The 12,979-nt window shown below is 39.8% G+C and carries 13 protein-coding genes; 7 read left to right on the forward strand and 6 right to left on the reverse strand.

Annotated elements, in window-relative coordinates; genetic code table 11:
• Positions 1-57: 57 nt before the first annotated feature.
• Positions 58-1,047, reverse strand: a complete 990-nt coding sequence (gene add, locus A7P55_RS13930; protein ID WP_171552554.1) for an adenosine deaminase — start codon at positions 1,045-1,047, stop codon at positions 58-60.
• Positions 1,048-1,341: 294 nt separating this feature from the next.
• On the opposite strand from add, the gene A7P55_RS13935 reads away from it, so the two are divergent.
• Both A7P55_RS13935 and A7P55_RS22635 read left to right on the forward strand, forming a co-directional pair.
• Positions 1,342-2,028, forward strand: coding sequence for a Crp/Fnr family transcriptional regulator (locus A7P55_RS13935; protein WP_171552555.1), 687 nt, complete (start codon positions 1,342-1,344; stop codon positions 2,026-2,028).
• Positions 2,029-2,241: 213 nt separating this feature from the next.
• The gene (locus tag A7P55_RS22635) at positions 2,242-2,439 is read left to right on the forward strand and encodes a hypothetical protein (protein WP_252727869.1); all 198 of its coding nucleotides are present in this window, start codon (positions 2,242-2,244) and stop codon (positions 2,437-2,439) included.
• 325 nt (positions 2,440-2,764) lie between these two features.
• On the opposite strand, the gene trmB is transcribed toward A7P55_RS22635, so the two are convergent.
• On the reverse strand, positions 2,765-3,481 hold the full coding sequence (gene trmB / locus A7P55_RS13940; protein ID WP_004654068.1) for a tRNA (guanosine(46)-N7)-methyltransferase TrmB: 717 nt from the start codon (positions 3,479-3,481) through the stop codon (positions 2,765-2,767).
• Between the two features lie 182 nt (positions 3,482-3,663).
• Between trmB and A7P55_RS13945 the strand changes: the two genes are divergently transcribed.
• Together A7P55_RS13945 and A7P55_RS13950 are read left to right on the forward strand one after the other, a co-directional pair.
• On the forward strand, positions 3,664-6,102 hold the full coding sequence (locus tag A7P55_RS13945; RefSeq protein WP_171552556.1) for an ExeM/NucH family extracellular endonuclease: 2,439 nt from the start codon (positions 3,664-3,666) through the stop codon (positions 6,100-6,102).
• 206 nt (positions 6,103-6,308) lie between these two features.
• Positions 6,309-6,920: a glutathione binding-like protein gene (locus A7P55_RS13950; protein ID WP_016542190.1), complete on the forward strand. Its 612-nt coding sequence runs from the start codon at positions 6,309-6,311 to the stop codon at positions 6,918-6,920.
• Positions 6,921-6,973: 53 nt separating this feature from the next.
• Here A7P55_RS13950 and A7P55_RS13955 read toward each other — a convergent pair whose 3' ends face one another.
• Entirely contained in the window at positions 6,974-7,318 is a 345-nt protein-coding gene (locus A7P55_RS13955; RefSeq protein WP_004806359.1) for a hypothetical protein, read from the reverse strand.
• 157 nt (positions 7,319-7,475) lie between these two features.
• Entirely contained in the window at positions 7,476-9,041 is a 1,566-nt protein-coding gene (gene ahpF / locus A7P55_RS13960) for an alkyl hydroperoxide reductase subunit F (RefSeq protein WP_171552557.1), read from the reverse strand.
• A gap of 231 nt (positions 9,042-9,272) precedes the next feature.
• Between ahpF and A7P55_RS13965 the strand changes: the two genes are divergently transcribed.
• Together A7P55_RS13965 and A7P55_RS13970 are read left to right on the forward strand one after the other, a co-directional pair.
• A complete protein-coding gene (locus A7P55_RS13965; protein ID WP_171552558.1) occupies positions 9,273-9,491 on the forward strand; it encodes a DUF1653 domain-containing protein in 219 nt (72 codons plus the stop codon).
• 41 nt (positions 9,492-9,532) lie between these two features.
• Positions 9,533-10,120 (forward strand): class I SAM-dependent methyltransferase, encoded by a 588-nt coding sequence (locus A7P55_RS13970; protein ID WP_171552559.1) that lies wholly within the window; start codon positions 9,533-9,535, stop codon positions 10,118-10,120.
• Here A7P55_RS13970 and A7P55_RS13975 read toward each other — a convergent pair.
• Positions 10,097-11,146, reverse strand: coding sequence for a helix-turn-helix domain-containing protein (locus A7P55_RS13975; protein WP_171552560.1), 1,050 nt, complete (start codon positions 11,144-11,146; stop codon positions 10,097-10,099). The genes A7P55_RS13970 and A7P55_RS13975 overlap by 24 nt on opposite strands.
• Before the next feature lie 122 nt (positions 11,147-11,268).
• Between A7P55_RS13975 and A7P55_RS13980 the strand changes: the two genes are divergently transcribed.
• Entirely contained in the window at positions 11,269-12,462 is a 1,194-nt protein-coding gene (locus A7P55_RS13980; protein WP_171552561.1) for an alkane 1-monooxygenase, read from the forward strand.
• 53 nt (positions 12,463-12,515) lie between these two features.
• On the opposite strand, the gene A7P55_RS13985 is transcribed toward A7P55_RS13980, so the two are convergent.
• Positions 12,516-12,725 carry a KTSC domain-containing protein gene (locus tag A7P55_RS13985; protein ID WP_003652651.1) on the reverse strand — a complete coding sequence of 70 codons (210 nt, stop codon included), beginning with the start codon at positions 12,723-12,725 and terminating at the stop codon, positions 12,516-12,518.
• Positions 12,726-12,979: the final 254 nt, after the last annotated feature.

Here is a 12,979-nt window from a genome sequence, read left to right on the forward strand (position 1 = left end):
GAGAATTCTACGTTCACAAGGTTGTAGAGCCATTAAAAAATCGTTGTAAGGTCTGGCTTAATATATTTGAACTAATTGCAACAATTTTTCTCTGGTTTCTGTTGAGATAAAACCTGCGTTCAAGGCATCAATATTCGTTTGTATGAAGTCTTCATTCTGCCAACCCAACCGATCATGTAATAATTGATATTCTTGATTTAAAGTTGTATTCGCCACCGTTCGAGCATCAGTATTAATATTGAGTTTTACACCAGCTTGCTTAAGCTTATCGACGGAATGTTTTTCGATGTTTTCAAAAACATCGCATACGATATTACTGCTTGGGCATACTTCAAGTAATATATTCTGCTGCTTTAATCTCGCAACGACAGCATCATTTTCTATACTACGTACGCCATGGCCTATACGAGTTACACTTAATTTATCGAGCACTTCGGTGACACTATCAGCCCCTTTGGCTTCTCCTGCATGCGCTATGACATTGCCGCCCATGCGTCTAACATGTTCGAAAGCTGCGATGTGATTGTCTAATGAATACCGTGCTTCGTCAGCAGCCAAGTCAAGTCCAACAACGCCGTCATTCATAAAGTTAGTCACTAATTTTGCAGTCTTCATACTATCTTCAAGGCTAAAGTGCCTGAGCGTGCATAAAAGTAGTCCAGCTTTGATATTGTATACTGCCGATGCTTGCTGCATTGCTTCTAGGACTGTTTCAGTCACTTCTTCTACTGTTAGTCCTAGTCGGGTATGTAATAGGGGCGCAAAGCGAAGTTCTGCATAAATAACATGGTCTGCCTTCAGTTGATCAAATAGATCATCGACTGCAAGAGCAATGGCTGATTTTGTCTGTAGAATATCCAGAGTGGGTGCTATCTTACTTAAAAAATCCCCTAGATCTTTACATTTATTCGGGGCAATAAAAGTGTCATTAAATGTTTTTAGTCTTAAATCTGGCAGAATTTGTCTCGCACAATAATAGCTAAGGGAGGTGTCTAAATGAACATGCAGCTCAACCTTGGCTAATTTTTTAGGATCAAATAACTTCATAATTTTCTCAGTTTATAGATAGTGACTAGCTCAATATCGCAGCATCAAATGCTGCATCTCAGTATCAATCAATATAAAGTCTTACTGTGACAATACCTTTATTCTTGAGGTGTGCTACAGCTTATGTTCCAATTTAAATTAAAAAAAGGACATATGTCTCTTTTTAAATATTTGATAAAATGTGCTAAGCGAAGAATGTATTTAGCCCTATGGTACTTATGCCCAAGGTCGGCTTGAAACATAAAGTGAAACTGTGTACGCCTGATAGATGCTTGGGCTAGAGAAGAGTCGTAAATGATGAACAATATGAGTAAACATGAATTAATGCAGACCTATATTGATACATTTTCATTGTGTAGCTATTTCTCTCCAGCATTGTTAGAAAATCTACGATTAAAGCAAATAGAAGAGGGTGAATACCTTGTTGCACAAGGAAGTTTATTAAATAATCTCTACTTATTGGTGGATGGAAAGCTGCAAGTAGAACATTTTCAGCATGATGGAAGTTATGCTGTATTTTCTATTGAAAAGGCATTCTCGGTGATTGGTGATTTAGAGCTTTTTTTAGATATCGATATGTATACGGTGAGTACTGTTCGAGCGATTTCAAAGTCGGATATTTTTGAAATACCTTTGAGCAAGATTCAGCAATATGGTTTTAATGACCCTATTTTTCTACGTTTTATTTGTACTCACCTGAGTAAAAAACTATACGCTTCGACTCAATTGCTGACGAATGTATCACTTCCTGCATTTGTTAAAGTGCGAAAGTACTTGGCAATCAGGGCTGAAGCTGAAGGGACAGTTATTCACTTAGAGAAACGGGATTCTATTGCCGCTATGCTTGGAATTTCAACTAGACAGCTCAATCGTGTTCTTAAAGATTTAGCGGAGTTAAGTATTATTCAGTTCAAAAATAAAACAGTGAAAGTACTGGATAGTGATTACCTCTCTGAAATCAAGGCGACAGATTTTTTCTAATCTAATAGAGAATATGTTGTTGGATAGTGATCACGATCTATTTTTAATGTTCGGAATGGATCAGTTTTCTTGAATAATATTTACACTTTATTTAAGGAGTGTATTGCAGACATTTCTTAAATTTGTAATCCTTGTCAAAAGGGTGTCTAGTTTTGAACTTAGGCAGGTGTTTGTTGTAGTCGGGCCGCTATAACGTAACTAAAGAGCACCTGTATGTTTAAGCTAAAGATTTTTGACGCAATCTCTACGGAAGTATTGACTTTAAAAAGTGATCTGGAACTGAATACTGAAATTCAGTTGATCACAAAATATAAAACATCTCACTCGGAAGCTTATAAAAAAGCGATCGTTTTAATATTTAAAGAACGAGGTTATTCTAACCTAGAAATAGGGCAACTATTAGTGTCCTAATGCTTATATTTGTTTTAAAATTAAGATGATATAAACCTATATATTATTAACGCTCGCTATTTTTATTCTCCCCGTCCTTTGGTTATGGGAGATTGGAAGGGAAATGATAGGGCATGCTCTAAATGGAGCATGTCCTTAATCTTTTTATTCCTTGAGGCTAATTCAAGATATTTTTTTCTTGATCGGTTTTTGAGACTAAAGATGTATCGCGCTGCTAACAATATTTTGAATACGACTGAATGCTAAAATAGCATTAAATATATGATATTTAATGCTATAGTTTGGTTTTTAAGAGGGCTTGGTTTGCTAGCTCAACCGAGATTCTTTACTTTATTTTCTTAAAGATAAAATCATTAATCTTATGACCTGATTCAAGACCACGACGCTCGAATTTAGTCACTGGACGCCATTCTGGGCGAGGGTAGCTATTGCCTTTACCTGCCAAGTTTTCCATATCAGGACGATTATCTAGGATATCAAGCATCCACTCTGCATACGGTTCCCAGTCAGTTGCTGAGTGGAAGGTACCACCAAGCTCTAACTTCTGTTCAACCAGTTGCATACGCTCATGAATCACAAAGCGGCGTTTAAAGTGACGCTTCTTCTGCCACGGATCTGGGAAATAAAGCTGTACACAGTTAATGCTGTTGTCTGGCATTTCACGTAACACTTGGATTGCATCAGCATCCAGTACAAACAGGTTCTTTAAACCTGCCATACCCGCTTCATAGACACACTGTGCGATACCAGGCACATGCACTTCGATTCCGACAAAGTTACGTTCAGGATTGGCTTTTGCCATTAACACCAAAGAACGGCCCATACCAAAACCGATTTCAACAGTTAATGGGCGTTCGGGATGTTCAAAGTGTTGACGTAAATCACCAACAGGATATTCCAAAATTAAATCACGATAATCTTCTAAAGCAGTACGTTGTGAAGTATTGAGCGGAGCTGAACGACGCATAAACGTCACAATTTCACGGTGCTCAGGCAAATTGTCGAGTTCCGTAATTTGCGTTTCTAACTGATCGTTTGACATGATTCTGGAGATATAAATATAGAAATGCCGTATTTTAAGTGTTCAGGTGGTCAAGTCAAACTTTAAGTGATTTTATTTAGCCAGTCATTTTCGAAATTGCTTAAAATTTGTCAAAAAATCTTCATGTAGCTGTCACAGAAATTGCATAGCCTAATTAGAATTTTAACACTAAGTAAAAAACTATGAACAATTTTAAATACCATTCGATCGCCATTTGTCTAGGTTTATTAGGCGCGTCTTCACTCTTTTCTGCTGCACATGCACAATTGATGTTTAGCCAATATGTCGATGGCAGCAGCAATAAAAAGGGACTGGAAATCTATAACCCCGATGCCACAACAGTGAATTTAGCTGATTATGAAATCCAGCAGTTTAATAATGGTGGCACAGTTAAAACAGTTGCCTTCCCATTACAGGGAACTTTAGCCAGTAAACAAAAATTTCTGATAGGTCGTTCTGAATTACAGGCGCAATTGGGCGATAAGGTTAATCAAGTTGCTGGGTTATCTTTTAATGGTGACGATGCCATTGTCTTGCTGTATCGCGGTACGCCTGTAGATCGTTTTGGTCGTATTGGTGAGCGCCCAACGTCAGGTTGGGGTGCGACGGTGTTGAGTACTGCGAATAGCTTTAAACGCATTCAAACAGATAATCCTGTAGTGAGTGTTGACCCGACCAGTCCATTTGACCTCGACCAATCTTGGCAGGCATGGACTGATCGAAATGATTTTTCGAATTTAACTGGCTCAACCACAACACCGCCTGTAGACGCAGTCAGCTGTAGCAGCAGTGATACACCAATTGCGAGCTTAGCCGAGTCGACTCAGAATCAAAACTATACCATTCGTGGTGTGATCACAGCGGATTATCGTTATAGCAATGGTTTCTCGGGTTTCTATGTACAAACGCCTGATAGCAAATCAACGCCAAATGTCAGTAACGCCGTCTTTGTTTATATTCCTGCGAGCAGTGTAGTCAAAGGCGGACAGGTTGGTGATGAAGTTATCCTGCGTGGTCGTTTAACCAGTTATCAAAACCAACTTCAATTGGATCAGTTACAGCAGGATATTAAGACCTGTAACCAGAACATGGCATCGCTGATTCAACCACTGGACTTAAATTTACCCTTTAGCAGTTTGACTGATACAGCGGGGAACTCACCGAAACGTTACCAAGGGATGTTGGTGAAATTGCCGCAAACCTTAACGGTGAGTGAAAACTATAATTTTGGTCGTTATGGTGAACTTTCTCTAAGCTTGGGTCGCTTATTCATTCCAACCAATCTTTATCCTGCACTTTCAAATGAAGCCAAGGCTTTAGCGCAACAAAATTTACTTTCTAAGATTATCTTTGATGATGGTTATAACAATCAAAACCGCGCACCGTGGTTGCCACAAAACTTTAGTGCTTTAAATACATTACGTTCGGGCTACCAATTAAAAAATGCACAAGGTATTTTGGAGTACCGCTTTAATGCTTGGCGTGTACAGCCGATTGCGGGTGCTAACTTACCAGAAGTCGTGACCACCACTAATCCGCGCCCAAGCATTACGGCTAAACAAAGCAAGCATATTCGTGCTGCGGCATTTAACGTATTGAACTATGACAATGGCAAAAATGGCTTCCCAACCGAACGTGGTGCCAACAGTCAGGCTGAGTTTGATAAGCAACATGCCAAAATCGTCAACGCATTAAAATCGATTGATGCAGATGTTTATGGTCTGATGGAGATTGCCAATAATGGTTATGGCAGTGACAGTGCGGTTGCCAATCTCACCAAAGCTTTAGGACCAGACTGGAAATATGTAATTCCAGAAGGCTTGAACCAGTTGGGGACAGATGTGATTGCAGTTGCAATTATCTATAACAGCAAACGTGTACAGCCAGTGAATAAACCTGCGGTATTGGACTTAGGTGATAAGAGCCGTTCGACCATTGCACAATCCTTCAAGCCTGTACAGGGTGGACAAATTTTTACTGTGATTCCAAACCACCTTAAATCGAAGAGCTGTCGTGGTGTCGATGAAAGTTCTCTCGATGCGGATCAGCGTGATGGACAGGGCTGTTGGAATCCAACTCGAGTGAAAGCGGTTGAGCAACTCACCCAATGGATTGCCAAGAATCCAACCCAAGTGAAGAATCCGAATATCTTGCTCTTAGGTGATATGAATAGTTATGCCAAAGAAGATCCGATCCTGACCTTTGAGAAAGCCAACTACAAAGTTTTGCTGAATGACAGCAAAGTGGGTGAGGGCAATAAGGCGTATAGTTATGTGTTTGGTGTTGCGAGTGACGCTGATGGTTATGGCGGTGCTGGTAATCTTGATCATGCCATTGCCGATGCCAATCTGTATAAACGTGTAATCAAGACCTTTGCATGGCATATCAATGCCGATGAGCCAACGGTGCTTGACTATAACGAGGAATATAAAACCGATGAGCAAAAGGCCTTGTTCTTCTCGGCAGATGCTTATCGTTCTTCAGACCATGATCCTGTGATTGTAGATTTGGATATGAAAAGCTCGGACTCGCAACTTGAACCAAACAATCCGAAGAATATTATTGTTGAATTTTTAAACTCATTATTTGAATGGTTAGGCAAGCTTTTTGGTCGAGCATAACCCGATTTCCGTGACATTGTTTAGTTTGTTTTTTCATAAATTAATCAATCGTCACGGAATATAACTTGCAAGGCAGAAAAAAATTCATTAATAGTAGTGGTGTAGATGTTCTTAGCATGAAAGCGATTATAAATTTTAGTTATTTCTGTTCTCGAGTTTCGTAGGAACGTCCTAGAGCATAAGTTGTTAGATAACAAGGATCAATTATGAAGTTGTATTATTCCCCTGGTGCTTGCTCATTGGCTGCCCATATTATTTTAAATGAAATAAACGTTGATTTTGATTTAGAACGAGTTGATCTAAAAACACATAAAACTTCAAAAGGTGCAGATTATTACGAGATTAATCCAAAGGGCTATGTCCCTGCATTGGAAATTAATCCAGGTTTAATTTTAACTGAGAATGTAGCGATTTTACCGTTTTTGGCGCAGCATGACCCAAAACAGGATTTAATCCCACCATCGGGGATGGGGCGTGCTAAAGTCCTTGAATGGTTAGGCTATTTGAACTCAGAACTGCATGACGCTTATTCAGTGTTCTTTGGTGGTAAGCTCACTGATGATGAGAAAGCCAAAGCTTATGCAGAAGTTGATCGTTTACTTAAATATATCGACAACTATTTAGCTGAATCAGATTGTGATTATTTAGTTGATGACAACTTTGGTCCTGCGGATGCGTATTTATTTGTTCTCACCAATTGGTCCAACCATATCGAACATGATTTAACCCCTTATATCAACATTATCGCATTGCGTAACAAAGTGGCTGAACGTCAGTCGGTACAAATTGCGATGCGTGATGAAGGTTTGTTAAGTTAATTCAGATCAATAAAAAAGCCTCTGTTGATAGAGGCTTTTTTATTTCAACTCAATTATTGTTGAGCTTTTTCTTTCACATCAGCAGCGGTTGATTCTACAGCGCCTGCAACTTTAGCTGTTGCATCACGTGCCGCAGCCTCAGTTTTAGCAGCAGCTTCAGCCGTTGCAGTTGCAGTGTGATCAGCAGCAGCATCAATTTGATCACCAGCAGTATCTACAGCAGTTGCAACATTGCTCGCAGCCGCATCAGCTGCATTTTGAACGTCAGCACCAGCTTGATCAGCAGCATGTTCTAAATGCTCACCCGTGGTTGCACCAGTTTCAGGTGCTTTATCTTTATTACAGCCTACAAGCGCAACAGTAGCAGCAAGACCTAATGCAACAAGTAATTTATTCATTGTCTATTTCCTTTTCTTTGTGGCATCCAATTGGATATGGATACCGAAAATATAAACATAAACTTGATGAATAATAAAGTTGAAAATTTGTTGATAACTTGTAAAAACACGCACTTACATCGGAAAATGTAAGTGCGTGCACATGTTCTGAGTAGACTTATACGCCAGAACGAATCATATAATCAAAGGCAGACAGCGATGCTTTCGCGCCTTCACCTGTGGCAATGATGATTTGCTTGTATGGCACTGTGGTACAGTCACCTGCGGCAAATACACCTTTGACATTGGTTTCATTACGATCATTAATCACAATCTCGCCACGGTTACTCAATTCAACCGCACTGTTCTTCAAGAAATCCGTGTTTGGTAATAAACCAATTTGTACGAAGATCCCTGCAAGCTCGACTGTGTGTTCAACCTCAGTGGCACGATCTTTATATTTCAATGCCGTTACTTGTGAACCATCGCCCACCACTTCAGTACTGAGTGCATTTAAGATCACAGTAGTATTTGGCAAACTATTTAACTTGTCTTGCAATACTTGGTCAGCACGAAGCTTGGTATCAAACTCAACCAAAGTCACATGCTCAACAATGCCTGCAAGGTCAATCGCTGCTTCGACACCCGAGTTACCACCACCAATCACGGCAACACGTTTGCCTTTGAATAATGGACCATCACAGTGTGGACAGTACGCAACACCACGGGTACGATATTCTGCTTCACCTGGTACATTCATTTCTCTCCAACGTGCACCTGTTGAAAGAATGATGGTTTTCGATTCAAGCTTGGCTCCATTTTCCAGTTCTACTTCAACCAGACCATTGGCCGTTTGATCTGCACCCGTGATCTTGCTGACACGTTGCAAGTTCATGATATCCACGCCGTACTCACGAACATGTGCTTCCATGTCTTGAGCGAACTGAGGACCTACGGTTTTTTGAACGGTGGTGAAGTTTTCAATGTCCATGGTATCCATCACCTGACCACCAAAGCGCTCAGCTACGATACCGGTTTTAATCCCTTTACGTGCTGCGTAGATCGCCGCTGTACCACCTGCAGGACCACCACCAATCACCAACACATCAAATGCGTCTTTGGCATTGATTGCTGCTGCATCTTTCTCAGCTGAATTGCTATCCAACTTGGCAACGATTTCTTCCAAAGTCATACGACCTTGACCAATATGCTGATTGTCTTGGAACACCATCGGTACAGCCAAGATTTTGCGTTCTTCAACTTCGTCTTGGAAGAAAGCACCATCAATCATGGTTGCTGTGGTATTTGGATTGTTGATCGCAATTAAGTTTAAAGCTTGAACCACATCTGGACAGTTATGGCAACTGAGCGAGACAAACACATCAAAGTTCGCGCTTAAGTTTAGGCCTTTGATCTGAGTGAGTACTTCATCAGACACTTTAGGCGCATAACCAGACACTTGTAATAATGCCAAGATCAAAGAAGTAAACTCATGTCCCATCGGTAAGCCAGCAAAGAACACACGTGGTTGTTCACCTGCTTTGGCCACACCAAAACTAGGACGGCGAGCGTTTGAACCGTCGAAACGCGCCGTAACTTGATCAGAAAGTTCAGCAATTTCAGTCACGAGTTCTTTGATTTTTGCAGCTTTGTCTGATTCATCTAAAGCAGCAACCAACTCGATTGGACTTTCTAAACGTTCTAAGTAAGCTTTTAATTGAGTTTTAATATTTTGATCTAACATGTATTTCTCCAAATGCTAAGACTTTTAAATCAGCTAAATTCATTCAATGAGGCTATAGTACGCAAAAGTACTAAATAGGTAAAACAGTATGTTTTTATGGGTTTGATCGGTTTTTTGAATTTTTGCTGGTTTTGTCACTTTTTTGAACATATCTTTCAGTAAAAATTTGAGTACAATCAAAGTTGTTATATAACTGCAATCATTTCGTGGCATAAATAAAGGGTAAGCAACATGGCGTTACAACGTGGTATCTATCAGCACTATAAAGGTCAGCTATATCAAGTGTTTAACGTGGCTCGTCATAGTGAAACAGAAGAACAGTTGGTCGTCTATCAATGCTTATATGGTGATTACTCAATGTGGGTACGTCCATTGGCAATGTTTAGCGAAACGGTTCAGCTTGATGATGGGCAAGTCTTACCGCGTTTTAAATTAATACAACCAACTTAAATTCATTCAGCTTTAAAACAGCCTGTTTGAGGGGATCAGATATGACTAGCACGGTATTTTTACAACGTATTTCTGATTTATATGATGAGTTTAAACAACACGATGCCCGACAGTCTGATCGTTTAAGACGCTACCGAAATATTGAAGCGGAGTCAGCTAAGCTACTAGCGATGTTGGTTCGTACTCAACGATCAAAACGGATTCTAGAAATTGGCACCTCTACAGGCTATTCGACGCTTTGGCTAGCGGAAGCTGCGAAAGTCGTGGGGGGTAAGGTAAACACTCTAGAAATCAATGCATTTCGCAGTGCCCAAGCAAAAAAATATGCGGAAGAATTTGGCTTGGGATCTTTGATTGATTTTTGGGTGGGGGATGCTGCTGATTATCTGGCCCAAGCGACCGAACCTTTCGATTTAATTTTACTTGATGCTGAGCGTGGTAGTTATGCTGGGTATTGGGAAGACTTAAAGCGTTTATTGCAATCTTCAGGTAGCACTTTAATTGTTGATAATGTGATTTCTCATGCAGCAGAGGTGAAGACATTTCTTGAACTGATCAAAGATGATGAGGATTATATGAGCACCATCCTGCCGATCGGCGCAGGTTTATGTTTGGTGGTGTTGAAGTGAATTGATTTTACTTTGATGGTGTAGTCGATATGCTTGAGGGCTACAGCCAATCATTTTATTAAAGGCGCGGGTAAAGTTGGCAGGATTGGAATAACCCAGTTCATAGGCAATATGGGTAATGGTAAAGCTAGAATTTTCTAATAACTCAATGGCTCGTTCAGTGCTGATCTGCTGCTTTAAAGCTTGAAATTCAACACCTTGTTGCTGCAAATAGCGTTGCAAGGTTTTAGTGGAAATGTTTAATACTTTGGCACATTCCATGAGAGTTGGGACTTGATTGGCTTGTCGCAACATCATGCTAACCCATTCAACAATTTCTCCTTGATGATAGATCTTCTGGATTTGTTCCTGACAGCGTTGTTCAACGATTTTTAAACTATGTGCATCTGCCAAAGGTAAGGGGAGTGCCAATTGTTGCTGATCAATCACCACGCGTATGCCCGAAAGCCAGGTATAGTTAAAATGGAAATTGGCTTTCACTAAGGCTAAGTAACGTTCTTGATAGCTTGGCTCTGGAACACTCAAATATACTTGATAGCGTTGTAATTGCTGACCTGCCAATTCTAATAGACTGTAGTAGAACGCTACGGCAATCGCTTCAATATGAAAGGCCAAACACTGCTTATTCATCTGCAAAATTGGTTCAAATAACAGTTCAACTTTTTGTGAGCCTGTTAGAAACTGAATGCTGAGCTTAAAACTTGGCATAATCAGTCTAAAATATTGTGCAATCAGCCTAAGTGCATGTTCTAGATTTGGGCTGGTCATGAGTGCATAGCCGACGAGACTATGTGAGCTGAGCTTGATATTTTTACCAAGTTCAAAGGCTAGATCTTGGGTGTCGGGCAGGCTTAAACCAATTTCTATGAATTGTTCAATTTGCTGAATCGATAATAATTCTGTTTTTGCTAGTTCTTGCTGTACTGCTATCAGTAAATCATTATCGTATTGATGCGTACCGATTAAAATTTCAATCAGTCGTAAATAATAACGTGATGGAATAACAGGGATCTGTTGCTTTTGCACAAGAAAAACTCATTAAAGTCTTAAAATGATAATAGCAAGTCTTAAAATGATAATATAGAGGGGCTGTGACGGAACACAATCAATTCAAGCAAAGCATTTTGTGTTTGATTGAGGAATTTCTAATGAATATGCATACTCAACTGGATGTCGAGCAAGCGACAACAACATTTAAGGATAAAAAGCGTCATTTATGGCTATTGGGTTTGGCTGTACCGACCATTGCAATGGGGGGCTTGGCTGGCTATCAGTTTGGCCCTAAAAAAACGAAAAAGTTCTTCGCCTCATTTGGGCCATTATTTATTCATGGCGTTATTCCAACTTTAGATAAATTGATTGGTGAAGATACGGAAAACCCGCCATTAGATGCAATCGCAGATTTAGAAGCTGATCCGTATTACGCTCGTATTGTTAAACTTTTTATTCCTTTACAATACGCGACCAATATTTATGGGGCCTATTTAGCCAGTCGTAAAGACACGCCAGTTGCAGATCAAGTGTTATTGGGAACTTTGGTGGGTATGGTCAATGGTATTGCAATTAATACTGCACATGAATTGAGCCATAAGGCAGGGCGCTTGGAGCATTATCTTTCGCATTTGGCTTTGGCGCCGTCAGGTTATAACCATTTTCGAATCGAACACCCATATGGGCACCATCGTCGTGTTGCGACACCGGAAGATCCTGCCTCTTCACAATTTGGCGAGACTTTCTGGAAGTTTTTACCACGTACTGTGATTGGTAGCTTTAAATCTGCGATCGAAATTGAGAAAAGCCGCTTAGAACGTAAGAAATTACCTTTCTTCTGTAAGGAAAATGAGTTAATTCATGGTTGGGCGATGTCTGCTATATATCATACCGCGATGTTCAGCAAGTTTGGTCTACGTTCAGTACCGTTCCAAGTCACGCAAGCGGCTTATGCGATTACTTTGTTTGAATCAGTAAATTATATTGAACATTATGGTTTAAAGCGTGCAAAGAAAGAAAATGGCCAATATGAACGTACTTTGCCAGAACATAGCTGGAACAATAATAATGTCGTGACCAATTTGTTCTTGTATCAATTACAACGTCATTCGGATCATCACGCCAATCCGACCCGAAGCTTTCAAACTTTACGTCACTTTCAGGATGCACCACAATTACCTGCAGGTTATGGTGCCATGATTCTGCCAGCATTTATTCCATCTTGGTGGTCAAAAATCATGGATGACCGTGTTGTAGCGCATTATAAAGGTGACCTCAGTAGAATTAATATGCATGCTGATGTGAAGGAAGAAATGCTCGAGAAATATATTGAGCAAAATGATGCGGCTTAAATAATCGAAAGATATCAAAACAGATCAGCCCTAAGGGGCTGATTTTTTTATGGTTAGGCTGAAATACAGAGTCGTTTAAAATGCAGATCAAACTCAAGATATTTATGCACAAAGGCTGTTTTATCATTGGTGCGAAGTAAATTATTGTAGATAAACTCTGGAACGGGATGATAAAGCTCACCTGAGCCATTGCTATAGAAAATTTTTAAATAGCGTGAAGAAACATCGTATTTCCAAGAGGTTACAACAACAGATTTTTCCATATAACGACTCCTATTTTTGTTTGATCTTTTAGTACATATCTAAAAACTCTTTTGTTTCATAATTTGACAGTACTCCAACTGGGGCAGTCTGACAATTCATAAATGAAGCTTGCTATAAATTTATAAGTATAAGAATTGTAAAAAATTAGCTATAAATTTTCGGTGTGGAATAGGACTTGGATTGATAAAAATAATCAATAAAAAAACCACCCTAAAAAAGGGTGGTTTCAAACCTATTGGTCTAATCTAAAAAA

Source organism: Acinetobacter sp. Ac_5812, assembly GCF_013072695.1.
GTDB lineage: Bacteria > Pseudomonadota > Gammaproteobacteria > Pseudomonadales > Moraxellaceae > Acinetobacter.

What these genes read in the sequence shown, in the direction of transcription:
- add (WP_171552554.1), bottom strand. Translation starts at nt 1,047, where the DNA reads ATGAAGTTATTTGATCCTAAAAAATTAGCCAAGGTTGAGCTGCATGTT.
- A7P55_RS13935 (WP_171552555.1), top strand. Translation starts at nt 1,342, where the DNA reads ATGATGAACAATATGAGTAAACATGAATTAATGCAGACCTATATTGAT.
- A7P55_RS22635 (WP_252727869.1), top strand. Translation starts at nt 2,242, where the DNA reads ATGTTTAAGCTAAAGATTTTTGACGCAATCTCTACGGAAGTATTGACT.
- trmB (WP_004654068.1), bottom strand. Translation starts at nt 3,481, where the DNA reads ATGTCAAACGATCAGTTAGAAACGCAAATTACGGAACTCGACAATTTG.
- A7P55_RS13945 (WP_171552556.1), top strand. Translation starts at nt 3,664, where the DNA reads ATGAACAATTTTAAATACCATTCGATCGCCATTTGTCTAGGTTTATTA.
- A7P55_RS13950 (WP_016542190.1), top strand. Translation starts at nt 6,309, where the DNA reads ATGAAGTTGTATTATTCCCCTGGTGCTTGCTCATTGGCTGCCCATATT.
- A7P55_RS13955 (WP_004806359.1), bottom strand. Translation starts at nt 7,318, where the DNA reads ATGAATAAATTACTTGTTGCATTAGGTCTTGCTGCTACTGTTGCGCTT.
- ahpF (WP_171552557.1), bottom strand. Translation starts at nt 9,041, where the DNA reads ATGTTAGATCAAAATATTAAAACTCAATTAAAAGCTTACTTAGAACGT.
- A7P55_RS13965 (WP_171552558.1), top strand. Translation starts at nt 9,273, where the DNA reads ATGGCGTTACAACGTGGTATCTATCAGCACTATAAAGGTCAGCTATAT.
- A7P55_RS13970 (WP_171552559.1), top strand. Translation starts at nt 9,533, where the DNA reads ATGACTAGCACGGTATTTTTACAACGTATTTCTGATTTATATGATGAG.
- A7P55_RS13980 (WP_171552561.1), top strand. Translation starts at nt 11,269, where the DNA reads ATGAATATGCATACTCAACTGGATGTCGAGCAAGCGACAACAACATTT.
- A7P55_RS13985 (WP_003652651.1), bottom strand. Translation starts at nt 12,725, where the DNA reads ATGGAAAAATCTGTTGTTGTAACCTCTTGGAAATACGATGTTTCTTCA.